The organism is Microbispora siamensis (assembly GCF_016863095.1).
In the GTDB taxonomy this organism is placed as follows: domain Bacteria; phylum Actinomycetota; class Actinomycetes; order Streptosporangiales; family Streptosporangiaceae; genus Microbispora; species Microbispora siamensis.
The window spans coordinates 37,060-61,174 of sequence record NZ_BOOF01000030.1 but is presented as its reverse complement, the minus strand read 5'-3'; the positions used below and the strand labels follow the sequence as shown (position 1 = coordinate 61,174).

The following is a 24,115-nucleotide window of genomic DNA, read 5'->3' as shown; positions in this document are numbered from 1 at the left end:
GCCCTCCGAACGAGGAGGCCATATGAGCCTTGACGATAAAGATCAGGCGAGCACCCAGGGCGTCATCGCCGTCGGCGGTCCGGCCGTACGCCCGGTGCCGCCGGCCCCGCGGCCCCCGGCCGCCGGGGAGTTCGACGAGACGCGACGCCTGCCCTCCGGCGAATGCCTGCCGGACCTGCTCCGCGAGCACGTGCTGGCACAGCCGGGCCGCACGGCGTGCGTCTACGGCGGCGAACGCCTCACCTATCGCGAGCTGGCCGAGCGCAGCGGCGCCCTGGCCGCCCGCCTGCGACGTTTCGGCGTGGCCGCCGACGACTGCGTCGGCCTGTTCGCCGAGCCGTCGATGGAGCTGATGACGGGCGTCTGGGGCATCCTGTGCGCCGGCGGCGCGTACCTCCCGCTGTCCCCGGAGTACCCGGAGGAGCGGCTGCGCTACATGATCGAGGACTCCCGGACCTCGGTCATCCTGACCCAGCGGGCGCTCGCCGCGCGCCTGGCGGAGCTGGCGCCGAGGGGCACGACGATAGTCGCCCTGGACGAGGCCGACGGGCCCGCGGCGGCGGCCGGCGACGCGGACAGCGCCGCCCGCATCAGTCCCGGCGACGCGGCGTACGTCGTCTACACCTCCGGAAGCACCGGCAGGCCGAAGGGCGTGGTGATCGAGCACCGCGCCATCGTCAGTCAGATGCGGTGGCTGAACGCCGTCCACGGGATCGACCGGGACCAGGTCATCCTGCAGAAGACCCCGTTGAGCTTCGACGCGGCGCAGTGGGAGATCCTCGCGCCGGCCTGCGGCAGCACGGTCGTCATGGGAGCCCCCGGTCTCTACCGCGACCCCGAAGCGCTCATCGACACCGTCGTCGCGTACGGCGTGACCACCCTGCAGTGCGTCCCGACCCTCCTGCAGGCGCTGCTCGACACCGAGCGGCTGGGGGAGTGCACGTCGCTCACCCGGCTCTTCAGCGGCGGGGAGGCCCTTTCCCGGCGCCTCGCGCTGCACTGCCTGGACGTGCTGCCGGACTGCGAGCTGGTCAACCTCTACGGGCCGACCGAGTGCACCATCAACTCCTCCAGCTTCGTCGTCGACAGGCGGGCCGTCGCGGACGGCCCGCAGACCATTCCGATAGGCACGCCGGCGCACGGCACCCGGTTCCACCTTCTCGACGGCGACCGCCTGCTGACGACCCCGGGTGAGATCGGCGAGCTGTACATCGGCGGCGTCCAGCTCGCGCGGGGGTACCTGAACCGGCCCGACCTGACCGCGGAGAGGTTCGTCACCGGCCCGTTCGGCGACGGACAGGAGTCCTCCCGGCTCTACCGGACCGGCGACCTGGCGTACTGGAACGGCGACGGCACCCTCCAGTTCGCCGGCCGGGTCGACAACCAGGTGAAGCTGCGGGGGTTCCGGATCGAGCTGGACGAGATCAGGCTGGGCATCGAGAGCCACGACTGGGTCAGCAACGCGGCGGTCGTCGTCAAGGACGACTCCGCCACCGGGGGCCGGCAGCTCGTCGCGTACGTCGAGCTGAATCCCAGGGAAGCGGCCCTGATGGACCAGGGCGAGCACGGCGCCCACCACCTGTCGAAGGACAGCAGGCTCCAGGTGCGGGCGCAACTGTCGGACGGAGGATGCCGCGACGAGGCGGAGATCCGCGGCAAGGCGGTGACCCGCCTGCCCGGCGCGACGGCGACGGCGCAGCAGCGCAGGCGGGTGTTCGCCCGCAAGACCTACCGCTTCTTCGAGGGCGGCGACGTCACCAAGGACGACATCGTGCGGCTGCTGGAAAGGACGGGCACGGCCACCCGTCCGCGCGGCCTCGACAGCCTGGGCCTCGCCGAACTCGGCGAGATCCTGCGGTATTTCGGGCAGTTCTCCAGTGACGAGCGGATGCTGCCGAAGTACGGCTACGCGTCCCCCGGGTCCCTCTACGCCACGCAGATGTACCTGGAGATCGGCGGCCTCGACGGCGTGCGGCCCGGATACCACTACTACCACCCGGTCCGGCATCAGCTGATCCTCATCCGGGAGACGGCGGCCGCGGCGACGCCGCGACTGAGAATCCACTTCGTCGGCAAGCGGCGGGCGATCGAGCCGATCTACAAGAAGAACGTCCGTGAGGTCCTGGAGATCGAGGCTGGCCACATGGTCGGGCTGTTCGAGGAGATCCTCCCGGAGCACGGCCTCGACATCAGGGCCGCCGGCTACCTGCCCGAGACGAAGGACCGGCTGGAGTGCGCGGACGAGGACGACTACCTCGGCACGTTCGCCGTGGTGCCGTACGCCGGGCCGCGGCCGGAGGACTCGCTCGACGTCTACGTGCAGGCCCACCCCGGCCGGGTCCGGGGACTGGACGAAGGCCTCTACCGGTACGCGGCCGGCGACCTGCACAGGATCTCGGGCGACATGATCCTGAAGAAGCACGTCGTGGCCATCAACCAGGAGGTCTACCGGCGGTCCCGCTTCGGCGTCGCACTGGTCGGAAGGACCGGCCCGGACTGGCTCGGCTATATCGACCTCGGCCGCAGGCTCCACCGCCTGCAGATGAACGACCTGGGCCTTGGCCTCATGTCGTCCGGTTACAGCTCGAAGACCGGTGACGACCTGCCGTCGGCGAGGCGCATGGAGAGCATCCTGCGGGCCTGTGGCCGGGAGCCCGGCCCGTTCTACTTCGCGGTCGGCGGCCGTGTCAGCGAGGAGCAGGTGCTGAGCACGGGGATGAAGGAGGACGCCGTCCACATGAGGGGCCCGACGGAGATCATCAGGGACGACCTGATCGGGTTCCTGCCGGACTACATGCTCCCCAACCGGGTCGTGATCCTCGACCGACTGCCGCGCACGGCCAACGGGAAGATCGACACGAAGGCGCTGGAGGCGCTGGACCTGGGCGGCCCCGGCGCCTCCGGCGAGCCCTTCGTCGCCCCCCGAACGGAGGACGAGGAACGGATCGCCCGCGTGTGGGAGAGGGTGCTGAAGCAGGAGAAGGTCTCCGTGCGGGACGACTTCTTCGTCTCCCGGGGAAACTCGCTGACCGCGATGGCGCTCGTCAAGGGAATCAACCGGGAGTTCGGCTGCTCGCTCCCGCTCCAGGTGGTGTTCCGGGCGCCGACCGTGGAGAAACTCGCGATCGAGGTCCGGGCCGGCGGCGCGGGATCCTCCTCGCGTCTGGTCAGGCTCAATTCCACTGGCTCCGGAAATCCCGTCTTCTGCTGGCCCGGTCTGGGTGGTTATCCCATGAACCTCCGGTCGCTGGCCGAGGAGATAGGGGTTGACCGGCCGTTCTACGGCCTTCAGGCTTACGGAATAAATAAGGAAGAGGTTCCGTATTCCACCGTCCAGGAGATGGCCGAGGAGGATATTCGGGCCATAAGGAGGGTCCAGCCGGAGGGGCCGTACGCGCTGTGGGGGTACTCCTTCGGCGCGCGCGTCGCCTTCGAGGTGGCCCGCCGGCTCGAAGAGACGGGCGAGCAGGTCGAGCGCCTGCTGCTCATCGCTCCCGGGTCGCCGCGGGTCCCCGCGGGCGGCGATCCGGGCGGTGGTGACGAGCCCGTCTACACCAACCGGAAGTATCTCTCGATTCTGTTCTCGGTCTTCGCCGGGCGCATGGACGGGCCATTGCTGGAGGACTGCCTGAAGGAGGTCGGGGACGAGGACGGCTTCGTGTCGTTCGTCGGCACACATTTCCCGGATATCGAATCCGACCTGGTCCGGAGAATCGTCCGGACCGTGGCCCGGACGTATCAGATGAGAAACCGGACCGGAGATGGAGCGCGGCGCCCGGTCCACGCGCCGGTGACGATTCTGAAAGCCCGGGGTGACGAAACGTCGTTCGCCGAGAGCGGGCACGGATGGTTTTCCGGGACGCCCTCCGTCGTCGCGCTCGACGCCGATCATTACGGCGTTCTCAAGGGGCCGGGCCTGCGGGAGCTGCGGCGGGCCCTGCGCCGGGTGCCCGGCCTGTAATTCCACCGACACCAGCTGTTCGCCCCGGTGAACACGAGGAGGCGAAGATGCCGCACGTCAACATCAAATACTTCGCGCGCCCCCTGACCGGTGAACAGGAGGCCGCGTTGATCGCCGCGGTGAGCGGCGCCATACGGGACACCTTCGAGTGCGACGAGGGCTTCGTCTCGATCGCGCTCGAACCGGTCGCGCAGGAGGAGTGGGACCGGCTGGTCTACCAACCCGAGATCGTCGGACGCGGGCATCTGCTCCGTAAGACCCCGAACTACTGATGAACGACGACCAGGCGCCCGCGCCGCGCGGACAACGACCCCCGGGACTGCTGCGCCTCCTGGCCGAGGACCTGCGGACGATCGTCGAGCGGGATCCGTCCGTCCTCGACCGGAAGGAGGCGTTGCTGCACCCGGTGCTTCCGGCGCTGTGGCTGCACCGGGTCGCCCACCGGCTGCACCGGCGCGGCCGCCGGCTGACGGCCCGGCTGCTGATGCTCCTCGCGCGCGCCGTCACCGGAGTGGAGATCCACCCGGGCGCGGTGCTCGGGCGCAGGGTCTTCGTCGACCACGGCGCGGCCGTGGTGATCGGGGAGACCGCGGTCGTGGGCGACGACGTGACCATCTACCACCAGGTGACCCTGGGAGCGGTCGGCTGGTGGCGCGACAACCTGCGTCCGGACGGGGAACGGCGGCACCCGGTGATCGGGGCCCGCGTGGTGCTGGGCGCCGGCGCGACCGTCCTCGGCCCGGTGCGCGTGGGAGACGACGCCGTCATCGGGGCGCGGGCGCTGGTCGTCGGGGACGTGCCTGCCGGCGCGCGCGCCCTCGCCCCCCTGGGGACCGTTTCCGAGCCTCGCGACAGGGCCGTCCAGGCCCGCCCGGCCCCACTACCTGACGAAAGGAATGGATCGATGAATCCGGACAGCACGGTTCTGATCGTCGGCGCCACCGACGAGACCGTGCGCAAGGCCAAGGAGCTCGGCCTGAGCGTGCTGCTGCTCCAGCACCCCACCAAGGTCAACGCCGAGCAGGAGAGCCTCGCCGACGTCCTGCGCGTCCTGGACTACACCGACTGGGCGGCCGTCGAGCCCGTCGCCAGGGAACTGCGGGAGGAGCCCGGCTTCCGCGTCGCGGTCTCCATCACCGAGCCGGGACTGGAGAACGCGGGGCGGATCAACGACCTGTTCGGCCTGGGCGGCACCGGTTACGAGGTCACCCGCCTGTTCCGCGACAAGCTCGCCATGCGCCGCCACCTGGCCGGCCTCGACCCGTCGGCGGTGGCCGCCGCGCCCCTCCTGCGGCGCGGCGACCTGGACGCCTTCGCGGCCGCCCACGGCTACCCGTTCATCGTCAAGCCGACCGACGCGACCGCCAGCATCGGCGTCTTCCGGGTCGCCGGGCCCGAGGACGCCGAGCGGGTCTGGGTGACCGTGGAGGGACTGCGCGGCACGCGGACCGACCGGGTCTCGACGATGTACCTCCTGCAGGACTTCTTCATGGAGGAGTACGTCGAGGGGCCGGAGTTCAGCGTCGAGGCCTTCAGCTTCGCCGGCCGTCACGTGGTGGTGGCGATCACGGAGAAGTTCGGCCACCACGACAGCTTCGCCGAGCTCGGCCACGCCGTGCCCGCCCGGCTCGCGGAGCCTGAGCAGGAGCGGATCCGCGCCGCCGTCACCCGCTTCCTCGACCAGATCGGCCTCAGGGACGGCGTCACGCACACGGAGGTGCGGCTCGGCGCCCGCGGCCCGGTGATCATCGAGAGCCACAACCGCATCGCCGGCGACATGATCCCCGAGCTCGTGCGCGCCGCGTACGGCATCGACATGATCGAGTACGCGCTCGGGTGGCCGTTCGGGCTGGTTCCTGAGCTGCCGGACCGGCCCGAGGCGCATGCGGGGGCCTGCGTCCGGTCGCTGGTGAGCGAGCCGGGGCGGGTCGAGTCGGTGGAGGGCGTCGCCGACGCCGCGGCGCGGGACGGCGTGCTGGACGTGCGCGTCACCGCCAAGCCCGGCGACACCGTGCACGCGGTGCGCGACAACTGGGACAGGCTCGGCCTGGTGGCCGTGACCGGCCCCGACACCACCGAGGCGATCCACCGCGGCGAGCGGATCGCCGGGGAGGCCATCCGGATCCGGGTGGCCGGCGAGGACGGACGGACCTGGCTCGCCCGCGTGGCCGAGGTCCGCTCGCTCACGGAGGCGCCGGCATGAGTGTCGTGATCCTGCACCGCAACCCGCTGGAGCCGTTCCCGTACGACCGCTGGCTGCGCGACTACGACGGCCCGGTGGTGATCCTCGCCGCCCGCGACAGGTTCGAGCCGTTCGGCGAGCCGATCCCCGAGGGAAACCTCGGCTACACGCACCTGGAGCTCTTCGACCACGACGACGAGGTGCCCGCGCGGATCGCGCGGCTCGCCGCCGAGTACGGCGCCACGCACCTGATCGGGGAGCACGAGGCCGACGTGCTGCGCGTGGCCACGCTGCGCGAGGAGCTCGGGCTGCCCGGTCCCCTGGCCGAAGACGTGCTGCCGTTCCGGGACAAGGCCCTGATGAAGGAGCACGCCGTGCGGGCCGGCGTGGAGGTCGCCCCGCACACCGTCCCGAAGACCGCGGCGGACGCGCTGGCCTTCGCCGACGACCACGGCTTCCCCCTGGTGTTCAAGAACAGGTCCGGCTTCAACTCCATCGGCCTGCGCATCCTGCGCGACCGGGAGGCGCTGACCGCCTTCCTCGCCGAGGCGTACGGCGCGCAGGGGGACGAGCAGCGGGACGACCTGCTGCTGGAGGCGTACGTGCCCGGCCGCATGTGCCACGTCGACGGCCTGGTGGTGAACGGCGAGGTCGTGCTGGCCTGGCCCTCCCAGTACCAGTACGAGCTCGCCTCGTTCGGCACCGACCCCGGCTCCCGGGTCGACCTGGCGCTCGACCCCGGCGACCCGCTCACCGGCCGTCTGCTGGAGCTGACCGGGCGGACGCTGGCGGCGCTGCGGCGGCCCGGCGGCCGGCTGCGCGACCACGCCTTCCACGCGGAGATCTTCCACACGCCCGACGACCGGCTGGTGCTGTGCGAGATCGCCTGCCGGTCCGGCGGCGGGAAGATCCGCGAGGTCTTCCACACGCTGTTCGGGGTCAACCTCGCCGAATGCTCCATCCGGGCCCAGCTCGGCCTGCCGCTGCCCGACGTGGAGCGGGCCGTACGCCCCGGGAGGCGGCCGGAGCCGGCGCGGATGGCGGGTCAGGTGCTGATGATGAAGCGGCCGGGACTGATCCAGGCGCTGCCCGACCCGCCTCAGGAACCCTGGGTGGAGCACTTCTGGCTCTACGCGCGGCCGGGCCAGGTGGTCCCGCCCGCCTCGGGCTCGGCCGACTTCCTGACCGTGGCCATCGCCTCGGCCCCCACCCGCGCGGAGTGCGAGCGCAGGCTCCGCTCGCTCGGCGCGCGGCTCGAGGAGCAGGTGCGGATCGGGGCGGTGCCGTCATGACCCGTCCGTCGACGCGGGTGCGCTACATGGCCGGAATGGTGGTCGACGCCACCGGCAGCGGCATGTACCTGCCCCTGTCCCTGCTGTTCTTCCACCACGTCACCGGGCTGCCGATCGAACGGGTCGGCGTGATCATGACCGCGGCGGCGCTGTTCAGCCTGGTCGGCAACCCCGTCGCGGGCGTGCTGGTCGACCGGTTCGGCGCGCGCGCCGTCGTCGTCGGCGGCTACCTGGTGCGCGCCGCGGGGTTCGCGACCTACCCGCTGGTGGACTCGCCGCTGACGATGTTCCTGGCGGTGGCGCTGGTGGCCTTCGGCGACGGCTCCTATCCGCCGTCGATCCAGTCGTTCGTCGCCGCGATCGCGCGGGGCGCGGACCGGGACAGGCTCCTCGCCGCGCAGCGCAGCCTGCGCAACGCCGGCCTCGGCGCGGGCGGCCTCATCGCGGGCGCGGCCCTCGGCCTGGGCAGCGGCGCCGCCTACCGGGTGATCGTCCTCGTCAGCGCGGCCGCGTTCGTCGGCGCGGCGCTGATCCTCCGTACGATCCCGGTGCCCGGCGGACAGGCGCGCACGGCAGGGCGGGCGGCGGAGACGGCCCGGCCGAGCGGGGGATACCGCCTCGTCCTGCGCGACCGGACGTTCCTCGCGCTGACCCTGCAGAACGTGCCGACCGCCTTCGGCTACATGGTGCTGTCGGTGGCGCTGCCCGTCTACGTCACCCAGGAGCTGGGTGTCCCCGCGTCGCTGGTCGGCGTGCTGTACGCGGTCAACACCGTGGGCATCGCGCTGCTGCAGATCCCGGTGACGCGGCGGCTGATCCGGTACCGGCGCACCCGCACCGTCGCGACGGGCGCCGCCACGTTCGCGGTGTCGTTCGCGGTGTTCGCCCTGCTTGCCGGGGTCACCGTCCAGTCGGTCGCCCTTGCCGGGGTCTTCGCCGCGACGGCGCTGTTCACGCTGGGGGAGATGCTGCACGGCGCGCCGCTGTCCGCGCTCGTGTCGAGCGCGGCTCCCGAGGAGACCCACGGCAGGTACATGGCGGTCTACCAGTTCTCCTGGGCGATCCCGATCACGCTGGCTCCGGCGGTGCTGACCGCGCTGCTGAGCCTGTCGCCGGTCTCCATGTGGCTGCTGCTCGCGGGAGGCGTCGCCTGCTCGGCCCTCACCATGCTCCGCCTGGAGCCCCGGCTGCCCGCCCGGGCCGTCCACGCGCGGACACCCGAAGACCCGGAAGAGACAGACGACCGTCGCGCCGCGGCGGCCGAGACACAGAAGGCTGGTGTGGACTGATGGGCAGATCGAGTTGGCACGTGCTGCAGGGAGAGGACCCCGCGTACGCGCTGCCGGAGGCCGCGGGCCAGTGCGGCTGGGTCAGCCAGCTGAGGCCGCTGATCGTGGAGATGACCGAGCCGGGTGACGTCGTGCTCGACCCGTTCGCCGGCTGGGGCACCACGCTGGTGGCGTGCGCGGTGGAGTCCCGGAAGGGGATCGGCCTGGAGGTCTCGCCCGAGCGCGCGGAGCAGGCGCGAAAGCGCCTGGAGGCCTACCCCGGCCAGACGATGCTGTGCGCCGACGCCCGCAAACCGCCGCTGCCCGAGGAGTCGGTGGACTTCGTCCTGGGAGACCTGCCCTACTTTGGCACCGACCTGGACATCGACTCCGAGGTGGACGGCCAGCTCTACGCCCTGCGCGACTACGAGGACTACCTGAGCGCGCTCGACGACGTCTTCGCCGCGGTGACGAGGGTCATGCGGCCCGGCGCGCGGGCGGTGCTGGCCGTGCAGAACCGCCGCCTGGCCGGCAGGTTCGTGCCGCTGGCCTGGGACGTCGCCCGGGTGCTCGGCCGGCATCTGACCCTCGGCGACGAGCGGATCCACTGCTACCCCCGGCCGGTGAGCGACGACGGCGACCCGATGGTGACCAACCGCTCGCACGAATACCTGCTGGTGGCCGCGAAGGAGCAGGCATGATCCCCCTGATCGGCCGTGAGATCGCGACCAGGATCGACGATCTCATCGGCAACACGCCCCTGCTCCGCCTGGCCCTCGACGGCCTGCCCCCGTCCGCCACCCTGCTCGCCAAGCTGGAGGCGGCCAACCCGTTGTCGAGCATCAAGGACCGGGTGGCGCTGCGCATGATCGAGGAGGCCGAGGCGTCGGGGGCCCTGACTCCCGGCGCGACCGTGATCGAGTCCACCTCGGGCAACACCGGCATCGCCCTGGCGGCGCTCGCGGTCAGCCGGGGATATCCGTGCGTCGTCGTGATGCCGGACAACGCGTCGCGCGAGCGCACGCTGACCCTGCGCATGCTGGGCGCCCGGGTCGAGTTCACCGACCACGTCCTCGGCTTCCAGGGGTGCGTCGACCGGGCGACGGAACTGCACGCCGCCCTCCCCGGCTCCTGGTACGCCCGCCAGCACGAGAACCCCGCCAACGTCATGGCTCACTACACGACCACGGGACCGGAGATCTGGGCCGCCACCGGCGGCGAGGTGGACGTGCTGGTGTGCGGGGTCGGAACCGGCGGCACGCTCACCGGAACGGCCCGCTACCTCCGGGAGCGCAACCCCCGGCTGCGCGTCGTCGCGGTGGAGCCGGCGGGCTCCCCGCTGCTGTCGGGGGGCGCCCCGGGGCCGCACCGCATTCCCGGCCTCAACGGCGGTTTCACCAGTCCGGTCACCGACGTCACCCTCATCGACGACGTGATCACCGTGCCGGACGACGAGGCGGCCGAGATGACCCGGCGCATCGCGGCCACCACCGGGCTGCTGGTCGGGGTCTCCTCGGGCGCGGCGGCGTACGGCTGCGCCGAACTCGCCCGGCGGCGGGACCTGTCGGGGCAGACGATCGTGACGATCTTCCCGGACACCGGCGAGCGCTACCTCAGCTGGTGGCCGGCCTGACCGGCGTACGGCATGAGCAGCGCTTTCAACCGAAGGGTTGACGAAGGGGGGAGCTACGGCCTACGGTCCTTTAAACTATCGGGTTGAAACTGAGGGGGTGTTGGCCACGGACGCGCTGTCCCGGGTCTTCGCGGCCCTCGCGGATCCGACCCGGCGCGACATGGTCGCCCGGCTCTCGGAGGGCGACGCGACCGTGAGCCAGCTGGCCGAGCCGTACCGGATGACGCTGCAGGCCGTCTACAAGCACCTGCGGGTGCTCGAGGACGCCGGGCTCGTCAGCCGGCCGCGCGGGCCACAGCCGCGGCCGGTACGCCTGGAGATCGAGGCCCTCGACCTGATGGACACCTGGATCGAGCGGCACCGGGACCGCGTCGAGCGGCGCTACCGCCGCCTCGACGCCGTCCTGGCGGAGATGAAGAGAGACGAGCATGAAGAGGATCATGGAGGCGGTCATCGAGGCCGACCCGACGCTGCCGGTCATCCGGGTGACTCGTGACTTCGCGGCGACGCCGGAGCAGATGCTGCGCGCCCACACGGACCCCGCGTTGTTCGCCCGGTGGGTGGGTCCCGACACCACGGTCACCCGGATCGAGCACTGGGACGCGCGCACCGGCGGCAGCTGGCGGTACGTCTCGGTGCACGACGGCACGGAGTACGGCTTCCACGGCTGCTTCCACGAGGTACGGCCGGGCCGTATCGTGCAGACCTTCACGTTCGAGGGCGATCCCGACGGAGTCGCGCTGGAGACGCTGTGGTTCGAGGACCTGGGCGACGGCCGTACGCGACTGCGGGCGCAGTCGCTGGTCGACAGCTTCGAAAGCCGCGACGCGTGGCTGCGCAGCGGAATGGAGACCGGCGTCGACGAGGGATACGCGAAGCTCGACCGGATGCTCGCCGATGGCACTGTCTGACCGCCCGGGCGAGCGGCACCGGCAGGTCGCCGGGCTGTTCACCGACCGGGTCCGCGGCGCCCGGTCCTGGGACGCGCCGTCCCCGGTCCCGGGCTGGACCGCCCGTGACGTCGTACGTCACCTGACCGAGTGGCTCCCCGGGTTCCTCGCCTCCGGCGCCGGTGTAGGCCTGCCGCATGGACCGTCCGTGGACGAGGACCCGGTCGCCGCGTGGCAGGTTCACTGCGACGGGGTGCAGGCGGTGCTCGACGATCCGGAGACGGCGCACCGGGAACTCACCAACCCGCACGTCGGCAGCCTGCCGCTGGAGACGGCGATCGACCGGTTCTACACCGCCGACGTGTTCATGCACACCTGGGATCTGGCCAGGGCCACCGGTCAGGACGACCGGCTGGACCCCGGCTTCTGCGCCCGGCTCCTCGCCGGGATGGAGCCGATGGAGCAGACGATCCGCTCCTCCGGCCAGTTCGGCGCCCGGGTCGAGGTGCCCGGCGGCGCCGACGCCCAGACCAGGCTGCTGGGTTTCATCGGCAGGGACCCGTTCTGGCCGGGTCAGCGGTCGGTGCCGCGGTCGCGGCGGCGCAGGTAGCGCTCGAACTCCGCCGCGATGGCGTCGCCGCTGGCCTCGGGCAGCTCGGCCGCGTCCTTGCGCTCCTCGAGCTCCCGCACGTACTCGGCCACCTCGCTGTCCTGGGCCGCCAGCTCGTCCACGCCGTGCTCCCAGGCCCGCGCCTCCTCGGCCAGGTCGCCGTACGGCATCGGGATGTCGAGCATGTCCTCGATGCGGCGCAGCAGCGCCAGGGTGGCCTTGGGGTTGGGCGGCTGGGCGACGTAGTGCGGGACCGACGCCCACAGGGACACCGTCCGCAGCCCGGCGGTGCCGAGGGTGTGCTGCAGCACGCCCACGATGCCCGTCGGGCCCTCGTACTTGGTCAGCTCCAGGTTGAGCGCGCGGGCCATGCCGGGGTCGCTGACCGAGCCGGTGATCGGCACGGGCCGCGTGTGCGGCGAGTCGTTGAGCAGCGCGCCGAGCAGGATGGCCAGCTCGATGCCGAGATCGTGGCAGAGCCCGACGATCTCGGCGCAGAACGACCGCCACCGCATGTTGGGCTCGATGCCGCGCAGCAGCACCACGTCGCGCTTGGCGCCCGGCGGACGGGCCAGCAGCAGCCGCGTCGTCGGCCAGACGATGGAGCGGGTCACGCCGTCGCCGAGCTCGACCACCGGCCGGGTCACCTGGAAGTCGTAGTAGTCCTCCGGGTCCAGCTCTACGAGCGGGGTGGCCTTCCACTCGGACTCGAGGTGCGCGAGCACGCCGCTGGACGCCTCGCCGGCGTCGTTCCATCCCTCGAACGCGGCGATCAGCACCGGGTCGACGAGCTCGGGGAGCCCTTCGAACTCGATCACGCGCCGCCTCCTCACTGGCCTTGTGCAGTATGGCTCAGTCCAAGACTATTCGGTGAGGGGCCCCGAACGTCACCTCCGCCGGGCACCGGCCCGTCGCACGGCCGTGACCTGCGGCGCCGCGCCGGCGGATGTGGGCCCGCCGTCCCCTCGCACAACCGATATTCCCGCTTACCGCGCGCGGACGATATTCCGTTCGGCAGGGCCGATAGGCTTGCCTCCATGACCAGCAGACCGTCGTTCCGAGAAGTGCTGTCCGAGCGAGTCCTGATCGCCGACGGAGCCATGGGGACGATGCTGCAGTCCTACGACCCCACCCTTGACGACTTCCAGGGCCACGAGGGCTGCAACGACGTGCTCAACGTGAGCCGCCCCGACATCGTGCGCGCCGTGCACGACGCCTACCTGGAGGTGGGCGTCGACTGCGTCGAGACCAACACCTTCAACGCCAACCGCGCCGCCCTGGGCGAGTACGGCATCGAGGACCGCATCTTCGAGCTCTCCGAGGCCGGCGCTCGCCTGGCCAGGGAGCGCGCCGACCACTGGTCGACGCCGGACCGGCCCCGGTTCGTCCTCGGCTCGATGGGCCCAGGCACGAAGCTCCCCACGCTCGGCCACCTGCCGTACGAGACGCTGCGCGACGCCTACCGGGACAACGCCGCCGGCCTGATCGCGGGCGGGGCCGACGCCCTGATCATCGAGACCTGCCAGGACCTGCTGCAGGTGCGGGCGGCGGTCGTCGGCGCCAAGCGTGCGGTCGAGGCCGCCGGGCGAGACGTGCCGATCATCACGCAGGTCACCATCGAGACCAACGGGGCGATGCTGCTCGGCTCCGAGATCGGCGCCGCGCTGACCGCGATCGAGCCGCTCGGCGTCGACCTGATCGGCCTCAACTGCGCCACCGGCCCCACCGAGATGAGCGAGCACCTGCGCTACCTGGCCAGGCACTCGCGGATCCCGATCTCCTGCATGCCGAACGCCGGCCTGCCGCAGCTCACCGCCGACGGCGCGTACTACCCGCTGAGCCCGGGGGAGCTGGCGGACGCGCACGAGGCGTTCACCCGCGACTACGGGCTCGCGCTCGTGGGCGGCTGCTGCGGCACCACTCCCGAGCACCTGCGCCAGGTGGTCGAGCGGGTGGGCGGGCGCGCCCGCGGCGAGCGGCGGCCCCGCCCGGAGGCGGGGGCGGCGTCGCTCTACCAGCACGTGCCGTTCCGGCAGGACACCTCCTACCTCGCCATCGGGGAGCGGACCAACGCCAACGGTTCCAAGGCGTTCCGCGAGGCGATGCTGGCGGGCGACTACGAGGAGTGCGTGGAGATCGCCAGGGCGCAGGCCCGCGACGGCGCGCACATGCTCGACCTGTGCGTCGACTACGTCGGCCGCGACGGGGTCGCCGACATGAAGGAACTGGCGTTCCGGTTCGCCACCGCCTCGACGCTGCCGATCGTGATCGACTCCACCGAGCCCGCCGTGCTGGAGGCCGGGCTGGAGATGCTCGGCGGCCGGGCCGTGGTCAACTCGGTGAACTACGAGGACGGCGACGGCCCGGACTCGCGCTACCAGAAGATCATGCGCCTGGTGAAGGAGCACGGCGCGGCCGTGGTCGCGCTGACCATCGACGAGGAGGGCCAGGCCCGCACCGCCGAGGGGAAGGTGCGCATCGCCACCCGGCTCATCGAGGACCTGGTGAACACCTGGGGCATGCGGGTCGAGGACATCATCGTCGACTGCCTGACGTTCCCGATCGCCACCGGCCAGGAGGAGACCCGGCGCGACGCCGTCGAGACGATCGAGGCGATCCGCGAGCTCAAGCGCCGTTACCCGGGCGTGCAGACCACGCTGGGCGTCTCCAACGTGTCGTTCGGCCTCAACCCGGCCGCCCGCATGGTGCTGAACAGCGTCTTCCTCAACGAGTGCGTCAACGCGGGGCTCGACTCCGCGATCGTGCACGCCTCCAAGATCCTGCCGATGAACCGGATCCCGGACGAGCAGCGGCAGGTCGCGCTCGACCTCGTGTACGACCGCAGGCGCGAGGGCTACGACCCGCTGCAGCGGTTCATGGAGCTGTTCGAGGGCGTGGACGCGGCGTCCATGAAGGCCGGCAAGGCGGCCGAGCTGGCCGGGCTGCCGCTGTGGGAGCGGCTCAAGCGGCGCATCATCGACGGCGAGCGCAAGGGCCTGGAGGCCGACCTCGACGAGGCCCTGGCCCAGCGGCCGGCCCTGGAGATCATCAACGACGTGCTGCTCGACGGCATGAAGGTCGTCGGCGACCTGTTCGGCTCCGGTGAGATGCAGCTTCCCTTCGTGCTGCAGTCGGCCGAGGTGATGAAGACCGCCGTGGCCTACCTCGAACCGCACATGGAGAAGGTCGAGGGCAGCAGCAAGGGCCGCATCGTGCTGGCCACGGTCAAGGGCGACGTCCACGACATCGGCAAGAACCTCGTGGACATCATCCTGTCCAACAACGGCTACGACGTGGTGAACCTCGGCATCAAGCAGCCGGTCTCGGCGATCCTTGAGGCCGCGGAGGAGCACCGCGCCGACGTGGTCGGCATGTCCGGGCTCCTGGTCAAGTCCACGGTGGTCATGAAGGAGAACCTCGAGGAGATGAACTCCCGGGGCCTCGCGGAGAAGTACCCCGTGCTGCTCGGCGGCGCCGCCCTGACCAGGGCGTACGTCGAGCAGGACCTGGCCGACCTCTATCGGGGCGAGGTCCGCTACGCGCGTGACGCGTTCGAGGGCCTGCGCCTCATGGACGCCTTCATGGCGGTCAAGCGCGGCGAGGACGGCGCGACGCTGCCGCCGCTGCGCGCGCGGCGGGTGAAGACCGGCGCCGTGCTGAAGCGGACCGCCGAGGAGGACCTGCCGGCCCGCTCCGACGTCGCGGCCGACAACCCGGTGCCCACCCCGCCGTTTCTCGGCGACCGGATCGTGAAGGGCATCCCGCTGGCCGACTACGCCGCCTTCCTCGACGAGCGGGCGACGTTCATGGGCCAGTGGGGCCTCAAGGCCGCCCGGGGCGGCGAGGGCCCGTCGTACGAGGAACTGGTCGAGACCGAGGGCAGGCCCCGGCTGCGGATGTGGCTGGAGCGGCTGCAGACGGAGAACCTGCTGGAGGCGGCGGTCGCCTACGGCTACTTCCGCTGCGTCAGCGAGGGCGACAGCCTGATCATCCTGGACGACGACGGGAAGGAGCGGACCCGCTTCACCTTCCCGCGGCAGCGGCGCGACCGGCACCTGTGCCTGTCCGACTTCTTCCGCTCCCGCGAGTCCGGCGAGACCGACGTCGTCGCCTTCCAGGTGGTCACGATGGGCAACCGGATCAGCGAGGCCACCGCCGAGCTGTTCGCCAAGGACGCCTACCGCGAATACCTGGAGCTCCACGGCCTGTCGGTGCAGCTCACCGAGGCGCTGGCCGAATACTGGCACGCGCGGGTGCGGTCGGAGCTGGGCATCGGCGGCGACGAGTCGCTGGCCGACATGCTCAAGGTGAACATCACCGGCTGCCGCTACTCCTTCGGCTACCCGGCCTGCCCCAACCTGGAGGACCAGGTGCAGGTCATGGAACTGCTCGACCCGGCCCGCATCGGCGTGACGCTGTCGGAGGAGTTCCAGCTCCACCCCGAGCAGGCCACCTCCGCCCTGGTCGTCCACCACCCCGAGGCGAAGTACTTCAACGTCTAGACCGGCCGCATGGGCGTCCACGCGCGCCCCTTACCATGTTGGTCCCCCCTGATCGGGGGTCTCACCGGGGGAAGGGGCCACGTGGACGCCGTGCTGTTCGACATGGACGGATTGCTCGTCGACACCGAAGGGGTGTGGTTCGAGGTCGAGACCGAGGTGGTCACCCGCCTCGGCGGGGCCTGGGGCCCGGAGCACCAGGAGCAGCTCGTGGGCGGTTCCTGGGACCGCACAGTCGCCTACATGCTGGAGCTGACGCAGGCCGACGTCGACCCCGCGGTGGTGGGGGAGTGGCTGATCGACGGCATGGAGAGCCGGCTGTCGACGGGCGTCGAGCCCATGCCGGGAGCCCTCGACCTGCTACGGGGGCTCGGCGACCAGGGCGTGCGCACGGCGCTGGTCACCTCGTCGCTGCGCATCATCGCCGACGCCGTGCTCAAGGCGGTCGGCCGGGAGCACTTCGAGGTCGTCGTGACGGCCGACGACGTCTCGCGCACCAAGCCGCACCCGGAGCCGTACCTGACCGCGGCCGACCTGCTGTCGGTCGACCCGGAGCGGTGCGTCGCACTGGAGGACTCGCCGAACGGCGTCGCCTCGGCGACCGCCGCGGGCTGCCGGGTCGTCGCCGTGCCGGGCGTCCTGCCGATCGCCCAGGCGCCCGGGCGGGTCGTCATGCCCTCGCTGCTCGACGTGGACGTGGACTTCCTGCGGTCGCTCGTCCGGTGACGCGGGCCCCCGCATGATCGCCTGCGGAGTGCCAGGATGGGGGTACGCCGTGGACGAAGGGGACCCGCCATGACATTCAACGACATCGCCTGGCTGCCGCTGTGCGCCGGCCTCACCGCGGTGGGCATCGGACTCAGCTTTCTGGCCTTCCGGCGCAGGGGGGTGACCGCCGGTCTCCGGGCCACCGCGTGGTCCCTGCTGCCGCTGGCCGCCTACCTCACCGGCGCGCTGCAGACGCTCTGGAACATCGGCGCGGCGGCGGTGGGCTTCGTGACCGGCCTGGTCCTGTCGCCCGCGGTGTGGGCCGGGGTGGTCCTGGCCGGGCTGTCCGCGCTGCTGTTCGTCGTCTCCGGCACGCTGCGCGGTCGCACCCTGTCCCGGGCCCGTACGGCACGGCCGGAGGCGGGTGGCGCCACCGCGGCGCCGGAACGGTCTGCCACGCCTAAAACGGCACAGACCGGGAAGGCGGCACCACGGCAGGTGGAACAGCCCGCCGGGGATGATTTCTCCGACATTGAGGACATCCTCAAGCGCCGGGGGATCAGCTGAACATCCCACATCGTGGGACCAAGTTACCGGTCAGTGCAATGTTACGGTTCCAGGACATAATCGAAACGGGACGCGGACAAACCCTTCAAGATCAACACGAATGAGTTTCGCGTGAATCACAGTTGAGCCACAGGGCACCTCTGGGGACTGGTCAGCCCAGCTCAGACCATAGATTCTGCCTCCGGGGGTCGCACACCACGCGACCCCTTCGGACAATGTCGTCTGGGATCCAGGGGGCCTGCACCAAATGGCCGTGCGAGGCAAGGTCGTGAGCGGCCGCCGCTTCTCTGTCGCCGGATCGATCCCGGGCTACCCCGAGCGCGTCACCGCGGGTGCGGTCCGCTCGGGCAGGGCGAAGGAGGATCGATGACCGCGCCGATGGACGTCACCGGTGGGGACACGCAGGCCACGCCGGAGGCCGTCGTCGACGCGTCGGGCGGCAAGGCGATCCAGGGCCGCTCCCTCGGCCAGATCGCCTGGATGCGCCTCAAGCGCGACAAGGTCGCCCTGGCCGGCGGACTGATCGTCATCCTCCTGATCCTGATCGCCGTCTTCGCGCCGGTGATCGTCGGGGCGTTCGGGCAGGACCCGACGCAGTTCAACTCCGACCTCATCGACTCCTCCACGATGGCGCCCAAGACGGGCACCGGCATCAGCGCCGAGCACCTGTTCGGCCTCGAGCCGGTGAACGGCCGCGACATCTTCAGCCGGGTCGTGTACGGCGCGCGGATCTCGCTGCTCATCGCCTTCCTGGCCACCCTGCTCTCGGTGGTCATCGGCACCCTGCTCGGGGTCACCGCCGGATATTTCGGCGGCCTGGTCGACTCGATCATCAGCAAGACCATGGACGTCTTCCTGGCGTTCCCGATCCTGGTCTTCGCGATCGCGCTCGCGGGCATCGTCCCCGACTCGGCGTTCGGCCTGACCGGCGACACACTGCGCGTCTCGCTGCTGGTCTTCATCATCGGCTTCTTCAACTGGCCGTACATCGGGCGGATCATCCGGGGGCAGACGCTGTCGCTGCGCGAGCGGGAGTTCGTGGACGCGGCGCGCAGCCTCGGGGCGCGCGGGCCGTACATCATCTTCCGCGAGCTGCTGCCGAACCTGGTCGCGCCGATCCTCGTCTACGCGACGCTGCTGATCCCCACGAACGTCCTGTTCGAGGCGGCGCTGTCGTTCCTCGGCGTCGGCGTGCGCCCGCCCACCCCCACCTGGGGCGGCATGCTGTCGGACGCGGTGCGGTTCTACACGATCCCGCACTTCATGTTCTTCCCCGGCATGGCGATCTTCATCACGGTCCTGGCGTTCAACCTGTTCGGCGACGGCCTGCGGGACGCTCTCGACCCGAAGGCCCGCTGAGCCCCTCCCTTCCCCGTAAAAGTCCCCCGGCTCCTATCACCAAGGGGTTTGCAATGCTAAGAAGAAGACTGGGTGTGGCGGCCACCGGCGCCGTGCTCGCCCTCGCCGTGGCCGCCTGCGGCGGCGGTTCGGGCAGCAGCACGCCGTCGTCGTCCGGCGGCGCCGCGGCCGGCTCCGACTCCAAGGCCGAGTTCAACGCCGCCCTGACGCAGGTGGTCAACCCGTCGGACAAGAAGGGCGGCATCCTCAAGTTCGCCAACGGCGGTGACTGGGACTCCCTCGACCCGGGCGACACCTACTACGGCTACTCCTGGAACTTCATCCGGCTGTACGGCCGGTCGCTGCTGATGTTCAAGTCCGCCGTGGGCAAGGAGGGCAACCAGCTCGTCCCCGACCTCGCCGAGGACATGGGCACGCCGAGCGACGACGCCAAGACCTGGACGTACAAGCTCAAGAAGGGCATCAAGTTCGAGGACGGCACCCCGGTCACGTCCAAGGACGTGAAGTACGCCGTGGAGCGGTCGTTCGACAAGGAGGTGTTCCCCGACGGGTACACCTACTTCAACGATTTCCTCGACTGGCCGAAGGGCTACAAGGGCGCGTACAAGTCCAAGGACGTCAACACCGACAGCGCGATCGAGACGCCCGACGACTACACGATCGTCTTCCACCTCAAGCAGCCGCTGAGCAACTTCGACTACTTCGCCCAGCTTCCCGCCACGATCCCGGTCCCCAAGGACAAGGACACCGGCGCGAAGTACAAGGAGCACATCATCTCCACCGGGCCGTACAAGTTCGAGAAGAACGAGATCGGCAAGGGCTTCACGCTGGTCCGCAACGACAAGTGGGACCCGGCGACCGACCCGAACCGCAAGGCGCTGCCGGACGGCTACGAGGTCTCCACCAACGTCAACGCCGACGACATCGACAACCGGATCATCGCCGGCGACCTCGACGTCGACGTCGCGGGCATCGGCGCGCAGCCGGCGGCCCTCGGCCGGCTCCTGTCCGACCCCGCGATGAAGGCGAACACCGACAACCCGACCAGCACCCGCCTCTGGTACACCTCGATCAACGGCAACGTCCCGCCGCTCGACAACATCGAGTGCCGCAAGGCCGTCGAGTACGCCGCGGACAAGGTGGCCCTCCAGACCGCCTGGGGCGGCGAGTTCTCCGGCGGGCAGATCGCGACCAGCATGCTGCCGCCGGCGATCCCCGGCCACGAGGACTTCAACCTCTACCCGCCGGGCGCCGACAACAAGGGCGACCTGGCCAAGGCCAAGGAGGCGCTGGCCGCCTGCGGCCAGCCCAACGGCTTCGAGACCAACATCTCCTACCGCGCCGAGCGGCCGAAGGAGAAGGCGGCCGCCGAGGCGCTGCAGCAGTCGCTCGGTCGGGTCGGCATCAAGCTCACGCTCAAGCCGTTCCCGCAGGCCGACTACTTCGCCCTGTACGCCGGCAAGCCGGGCTACGCCAAGGAGAACAAGATCGGCCTGGCCCAGAACGGCTGGATGTCCGACTGGCCCGACGGCTTCGGCTTCCTGCAGCAGATCGTCGACAGCCGCGTCATCCGCGACACCGGCGGCTCCTCCAACATCAGCGTTCGCGACCCCGAGGTCGACAAGCTCATCGACCAGGCGATGAAGGAGACCGACACCAACGCCCGCAACGCGCTCTGGACCCAGATCGACAAGAAGGTCATGGAGGGCGCCTACGTCCTGCCGAACGTGTGGACGAAGACCCTGCTCGTGCGCAGCAAGAACGCGACGAACATCTTCGTCAACGAGGCGTACGGCATGTACGACTACCTCGGCATGGGCGTCAAGTAAGCGTCCGCCGAGACCAGACAGATCCGATAGACGCGTGAACGCGGCAAGGGGGCCGGTCCCACCGGGCCGGCCCCCGGAGCCGGGGGGACTGTGGTCACATACATCATCCGGCGGCTGATCTGGGCGTTCGTGATGCTCACCATCGTGAGCATCGTCACGTTCGCCATCTTCTTCCTGGTGCCCCGCCTGGCCGGCGCCACCTCGGAGAGCCTGGCCGCGCGCTACGTGGGGCGCACCGCCTCCGCGGAGCAGGTCAAGATCGCGGCCGAGAAGCTCGGCTTCAACGATCCGCTGGTCGTGCAGTACGGGCGGTTCGCCAAGGGCATCGTCGCCGGCGCCGACTACGACTACGGCCCCGGCGTGGAGCACTGCCCCGCGCCCTGCTTCGGATACTCCTTCCTCACCCGGCTCCCCGTCTGGCCCGACCTGATGGACCGGCTGCCCGTGACGATCTCGCTGGCCATCGGGGCCGCCGTCATCTGGGTGATAGCCGGTGTGGCTACCGGCGTCCTGTCCGCGCTGAAACGTGGCAGCGTGTTCGACCGCGCCGCGATGAGCGTCGCCCTGGCCGGCGTGTCACTGCCGATCTTCTTCACCGGCATCGTCTCGCTGGTCGTCTTCAGCTACGGCACGCCGTTCCGCATCACCGCCCCGGGCGGCAGCTTCACGCCGTTCGACGAGAACCCGGCGATGTGGGCCTACAACCTGATCCTGCCGTGGATCACGCTGGCCTTCCTGTACGCCGCCGGCTACGCGCGGCTCACCAGGGCGGGCATGCTGGAGACGATGAACGAGGACTACATCCGCACCGCCCGGGCCAAGGGCCTGAACGAGCGGACCGTCGTGGTCAAGCACGGCCTGCGCGGCGCGCTGACCCCGATCCTCACGATCTTCGGCCTCGACCTCGGCCTGCTGCTCGGCGGCGCCGTGCTCACCGAGAGCACCTACTCGCTGCCCGGCATGGGCAAGTACGCGATCGACGCGATCCTCGCCCAGGACCTGCCGAAGGTCATGGGCGTGACACTCGTCGCCGCGTTCTTCGTGGTCTTCGCGAACCTGATCGTCGACCTCCTGTACGCCGTCGTGGACCCGAGGGTGAGGCTGGGATGAGCTTCCTGGAACTGAAGGACCTGCGGATCCACTTCCCGACGGACGACGGCCTGGTCAAGTCCGTCGACGGGCTGTCGTTCACCCTGGAGCGGGGCAAGACGCTCGGCATCGTCGGCGAGTCCGGCTCCGGCAAGAGCGTGACCAGCCTCGGCATCCTCGGCCTGCACAAGGGCGGGCGCGCCCGCATCTCCGGCGAGATCTGGCTGGACGGCGAGGAACTCGTCGGCGCCAGCCAGGAGCACGTCCGGACGCTGCGCGGCAAGAAGATGGCGATGATCTTCCAGGACCCGCTGTCGGCGATGCACCCGTTCTACACGGTGGGCGACCAGATCATCGAGGCCTACCGCATCCACAACGACGTCAGCAAGAAGGTCGCGCGCAAGCACGCGATCGACATGCTCGGCCGGGTGGGCATCCCCCAGCCGGAGCGCCGCGTGGACAGCTACCCCCACGAGTTCTCCGGCGGCATGCGGCAGCGCGCCATGATCGCGATGGCGCTGAGCTGCGATCCCGAGCTGCTGATCGCCGACGAGCCGACGACCGCGCTCGACGTGACCGTGCAGGCGCAGATCCTCGACCTGATGCGCGACCTGCAGCGCGACTTCAACGCCGCGCTGATCATCATCACGCACGACCTCGGCGTCGTCGCCGAGCTGTCCGACGACATCCTCGTGATGTACGGCGGCAAGTGCGTCGAGTACGGCACGTCCGACGACATCTTCGAGCGGCCCGAGCACCCCTACACGTGGGGCCTGCTCGGCTCGATGCCGCGGCTGGACCGCGAGCCGACCGAGCGGCTGATGCCCATCAAGGGCTCGCCGCCCTCGCTGATCAACGTGCCGTCCGGCTGCGCCTTCCACCCGCGCTGCGCCTTCGAGGAGCGTACGGGCGGGCGGGCCGCCACGCAGGTCCCCGAGCTGCTGGAGACCGAGGGCGGCCACCTCGTGCGCTGCCACCTGCCGCGCGAGCGGCGGCGCGCCATCTGGGAGAACGAGATCAAGCCGAACCTGGAGGCTTCGTGAACGAGGAGCCCTTGCTGTCCGTACAGGGGCTGGAAAAGCACTTCCCGGTCACGAAGGGCCTGCTCAAGCGGCAGGTCGGCGCGGTCAGGGCCGTCGACGGCATCAGCTTCGACGTGAAGAAGGGCGAGACCCTCGGCCTGGTCGGCGAGTCGGGATGCGGCAAGACCACCACCGGACGCCTCATCACCCGGCTGATCGAGCCGACCGGCGGGAAGATCCTGTTCGAGGGCAACGACATCACGCACATGTCCCAGGGCCGGATGCGTCCGCTCCGCAGGGACGTGCAGATCATCTTCCAGGACCCCTACAGCTCGCTCAACCCCCGGCACACGGTGGGCGCCATCGTGGGCGCGCCGTTCCGGATCCAGGGCATCAAGACCGAGCAGGGCACCAAGAAGGCGGTCCAGGAGATCCTCGAACTGGTCGGCCTCAACCCCGAGCACTACAACCGCTACCCGCACGAGTTCTCCGGCGGTCAGCGGCAGCGCATCGGCATCGCCAGGACGCTCGCGCTCAAGCCCAAGCTGATCATCGCGGACGAGCCGGTGTCCGCGCTCGACGTGTCGATCCAGGCCCAGGTCGTCAACCTGCTCGAGGACCTGCAGAGCGAGCTCGACCTCACCTATGTGGTGATCGCGCACGACCTGTCGGTGGTGCGGCACATCAGCGACCGCGTCGCGGTGATGTACCTCGGCAAGATCGTCGAGATCGCCGACCGCAAGGGCCTGTACGAGTCGCCGATGCACCCGTACACCAACGCGCTGCTGTCGGCGGTCCCGATCCCGGACCCCAAGCGGCGCAAGGAGCGGGAGCGCATCCGGCTGCAGGGCGACGTGCCCTCCCCGCTCAACCCGCCGCCCGCCTGCCGGTTCCACACCCGATGCTGGAAGGCGCAGGAGATCTGCAAGCAGGTCGAGCCGCCGCTGGAGACGCTCGCCCCCGGCCACCAGGTGGCCTGCCACTTCCCCGAGAACGCCCCCTCCGGCGGCGCGGCCGCGGCCCCGCAGCAGACGGCCGCCGCGCCCGCGGACTGAGTCTTTCCGCCGGTACGGCCCCCGCCGTCTTTCCCCCCAGACGGTCCGCGGGAGCCGTACCGGCGGGGCGTGTTCCGCCACCTCGGCCACGCCCCTGTCACGACGGTATCGGGACGCGTCCCGGCCCGGCATCGGCCTTCCGTACGGCTCT

19 protein-coding genes are annotated in these 24,115 nt (G+C 70.6%); 18 read left to right on the top strand and 1 reads right to left on the bottom strand.

From position 1 onward, the window contains the following. Positions 1 to 22 precede the first annotated feature (22 nt). From Msi02_RS24760 to Msi02_RS24715, 10 genes are all read left to right on the top strand, one after another. On the top strand, positions 23 to 3,961 hold the full coding sequence (locus Msi02_RS24760; RefSeq protein WP_204050470.1) for a non-ribosomal peptide synthetase family protein: 3,939 nt from the start codon (positions 23 to 25) through the stop codon (positions 3,959 to 3,961). A 47-nt stretch (positions 3,962 to 4,008) separates the two neighbouring features. Then, positions 4,009 to 4,233: a tautomerase family protein gene (locus Msi02_RS24755; RefSeq protein WP_143737309.1), complete on the top strand. Its 225-nt coding sequence runs from the start codon at positions 4,009 to 4,011 to the stop codon at positions 4,231 to 4,233. Further along, complete coding sequence (gene epsC, locus Msi02_RS24750) at positions 4,233 to 6,164, top strand: serine O-acetyltransferase EpsC (protein ID WP_204050469.1); 1,932 nt, start codon at positions 4,233 to 4,235, stop codon at positions 6,162 to 6,164. Before Msi02_RS24755 ends, epsC begins: the two co-directional genes overlap by 1 nt. Continuing rightward, positions 6,161 to 7,435 carry an ATP-binding protein gene (locus tag Msi02_RS24745; protein ID WP_204050468.1) on the top strand — a complete coding sequence of 425 codons (1,275 nt, stop codon included), beginning with the start codon at positions 6,161 to 6,163 and terminating at the stop codon, positions 7,433 to 7,435. Before epsC ends, Msi02_RS24745 begins: the two co-directional genes overlap by 4 nt. After that, positions 7,432 to 8,724 carry an MFS transporter gene (locus Msi02_RS24740; RefSeq protein WP_204050467.1) on the top strand — a complete coding sequence of 431 codons (1,293 nt, stop codon included), beginning with the start codon at positions 7,432 to 7,434 and terminating at the stop codon, positions 8,722 to 8,724. The genes Msi02_RS24745 and Msi02_RS24740 overlap by 4 nt, the downstream gene beginning before the upstream one ends. After that, positions 8,724 to 9,404, top strand: coding sequence for a TRM11 family SAM-dependent methyltransferase (locus Msi02_RS24735; RefSeq protein WP_204050466.1), 681 nt, complete (start codon positions 8,724 to 8,726; stop codon positions 9,402 to 9,404). The genes Msi02_RS24740 and Msi02_RS24735 overlap by 1 nt, the downstream gene beginning before the upstream one ends. Continuing rightward, positions 9,401 to 10,336 (top strand): PLP-dependent cysteine synthase family protein, encoded by a 936-nt coding sequence (locus Msi02_RS24730; RefSeq protein WP_239108671.1) that lies wholly within the window; start codon positions 9,401 to 9,403, stop codon positions 10,334 to 10,336. Before Msi02_RS24735 ends, Msi02_RS24730 begins: the two co-directional genes overlap by 4 nt. Before the next feature lie 97 nt (positions 10,337 to 10,433). Next, entirely contained in the window at positions 10,434 to 10,832 is a 399-nt protein-coding gene (locus Msi02_RS24725) for an ArsR/SmtB family transcription factor (RefSeq protein WP_373308297.1), read from the top strand. Further along, positions 10,765 to 11,247, top strand: a complete 483-nt coding sequence (locus Msi02_RS24720; RefSeq protein ID WP_204050465.1) for an SRPBCC family protein — start codon at positions 10,765 to 10,767, stop codon at positions 11,245 to 11,247. The genes Msi02_RS24725 and Msi02_RS24720 overlap by 68 nt, the downstream gene beginning before the upstream one ends. Further along, positions 11,234 to 11,836 (top strand): TIGR03086 family metal-binding protein, encoded by a 603-nt coding sequence (locus tag Msi02_RS24715; protein WP_204050464.1) that lies wholly within the window; start codon positions 11,234 to 11,236, stop codon positions 11,834 to 11,836. The genes Msi02_RS24720 and Msi02_RS24715 overlap by 14 nt, the downstream gene beginning before the upstream one ends. On the opposite strand, the gene Msi02_RS24710 is transcribed toward Msi02_RS24715, so the two are convergent. Beyond that, entirely contained in the window at positions 11,800 to 12,654 is an 855-nt protein-coding gene (locus Msi02_RS24710) for a PAC2 family protein (RefSeq protein WP_079315266.1), read from the bottom strand. The two genes, Msi02_RS24715 and Msi02_RS24710, sit on opposite strands and share 37 nt — an antisense overlap. Before the next feature lie 219 nt (positions 12,655 to 12,873). Here Msi02_RS24710 and metH point away from each other — a divergent pair, with 219 nt between their 5' ends. The 8 genes from metH (at position 12,874) to Msi02_RS24670 (ending at position 23,964) form a co-directional block, all read left to right on the top strand. Further along, on the top strand, positions 12,874 to 16,338 hold the full coding sequence (metH, locus tag Msi02_RS24705; protein ID WP_204050463.1) for a methionine synthase: 3,465 nt from the start codon (positions 12,874 to 12,876) through the stop codon (positions 16,336 to 16,338). 81 nt (positions 16,339 to 16,419) lie between these two features. Beyond that, positions 16,420 to 17,061, top strand: a complete 642-nt coding sequence (locus tag Msi02_RS24700; protein WP_079315265.1) for an HAD family hydrolase — start codon at positions 16,420 to 16,422, stop codon at positions 17,059 to 17,061. Positions 17,062 to 17,130: 69 nt separating this feature from the next. Beyond that, positions 17,131 to 17,610 carry a cellulose synthase gene (locus Msi02_RS24695; protein WP_204050462.1) on the top strand — a complete coding sequence of 160 codons (480 nt, stop codon included), beginning with the start codon at positions 17,131 to 17,133 and terminating at the stop codon, positions 17,608 to 17,610. Positions 17,611 to 17,976: 366 nt separating this feature from the next. Further along, positions 17,977 to 18,969 (top strand): ABC transporter permease, encoded by a 993-nt coding sequence (locus tag Msi02_RS24690; protein ID WP_079315263.1) that lies wholly within the window; start codon positions 17,977 to 17,979, stop codon positions 18,967 to 18,969. Between the two features lie 53 nt (positions 18,970 to 19,022). Next, positions 19,023 to 20,798, top strand: coding sequence for an ABC transporter substrate-binding protein (locus tag Msi02_RS24685; RefSeq protein ID WP_204050461.1), 1,776 nt, complete (start codon positions 19,023 to 19,025; stop codon positions 20,796 to 20,798). A gap of 90 nt (positions 20,799 to 20,888) precedes the next feature. After that, positions 20,889 to 21,908, top strand: coding sequence for an ABC transporter permease (locus Msi02_RS24680; protein ID WP_079315261.1), 1,020 nt, complete (start codon positions 20,889 to 20,891; stop codon positions 21,906 to 21,908). After that, positions 21,905 to 22,930: an ABC transporter ATP-binding protein gene (locus Msi02_RS24675; RefSeq protein WP_204050460.1), complete on the top strand. Its 1,026-nt coding sequence runs from the start codon at positions 21,905 to 21,907 to the stop codon at positions 22,928 to 22,930. The genes Msi02_RS24680 and Msi02_RS24675 overlap by 4 nt, the downstream gene beginning before the upstream one ends. Continuing rightward, positions 22,927 to 23,964 (top strand): ABC transporter ATP-binding protein, encoded by a 1,038-nt coding sequence (locus tag Msi02_RS24670; RefSeq protein ID WP_204050459.1) that lies wholly within the window; start codon positions 22,927 to 22,929, stop codon positions 23,962 to 23,964. The genes Msi02_RS24675 and Msi02_RS24670 overlap by 4 nt, the downstream gene beginning before the upstream one ends. The last annotated feature ends 151 nt before the right edge of the window (positions 23,965 to 24,115 follow it).

Excerpts from the sequence above, each read along its gene's own strand:
- Msi02_RS24760 (WP_204050470.1), top strand. The coding sequence starts at position 23 with ATGAGCCTTGACGATAAAGATCAGGCGAGCACCCAGGGCGTCATCGCC.
- Msi02_RS24755 (WP_143737309.1), top strand. The coding sequence starts at position 4,009 with ATGCCGCACGTCAACATCAAATACTTCGCGCGCCCCCTGACCGGTGAA.
- epsC (WP_204050469.1), top strand. The coding sequence starts at position 4,233 with ATGAACGACGACCAGGCGCCCGCGCCGCGCGGACAACGACCCCCGGGA.
- Msi02_RS24745 (WP_204050468.1), top strand. The coding sequence starts at position 6,161 with ATGAGTGTCGTGATCCTGCACCGCAACCCGCTGGAGCCGTTCCCGTAC.
- Msi02_RS24740 (WP_204050467.1), top strand. The coding sequence starts at position 7,432 with ATGACCCGTCCGTCGACGCGGGTGCGCTACATGGCCGGAATGGTGGTC.
- Msi02_RS24735 (WP_204050466.1), top strand. The coding sequence starts at position 8,724 with ATGGGCAGATCGAGTTGGCACGTGCTGCAGGGAGAGGACCCCGCGTAC.
- Msi02_RS24730 (WP_239108671.1), top strand. The coding sequence starts at position 9,401 with ATGATCCCCCTGATCGGCCGTGAGATCGCGACCAGGATCGACGATCTC.
- Msi02_RS24720 (WP_204050465.1), top strand. The coding sequence starts at position 10,765 with ATGAAGAGGATCATGGAGGCGGTCATCGAGGCCGACCCGACGCTGCCG.
- Msi02_RS24715 (WP_204050464.1), top strand. The coding sequence starts at position 11,234 with ATGGCACTGTCTGACCGCCCGGGCGAGCGGCACCGGCAGGTCGCCGGG.
- metH (WP_204050463.1), top strand. The coding sequence starts at position 12,874 with ATGACCAGCAGACCGTCGTTCCGAGAAGTGCTGTCCGAGCGAGTCCTG.
- Msi02_RS24695 (WP_204050462.1), top strand. The coding sequence starts at position 17,131 with ATGACATTCAACGACATCGCCTGGCTGCCGCTGTGCGCCGGCCTCACC.
- Msi02_RS24690 (WP_079315263.1), top strand. The coding sequence starts at position 17,977 with ATGACCGCGCCGATGGACGTCACCGGTGGGGACACGCAGGCCACGCCG.
- Msi02_RS24685 (WP_204050461.1), top strand. The coding sequence starts at position 19,023 with ATGCTAAGAAGAAGACTGGGTGTGGCGGCCACCGGCGCCGTGCTCGCC.
- Msi02_RS24675 (WP_204050460.1), top strand. The coding sequence starts at position 21,905 with ATGAGCTTCCTGGAACTGAAGGACCTGCGGATCCACTTCCCGACGGAC.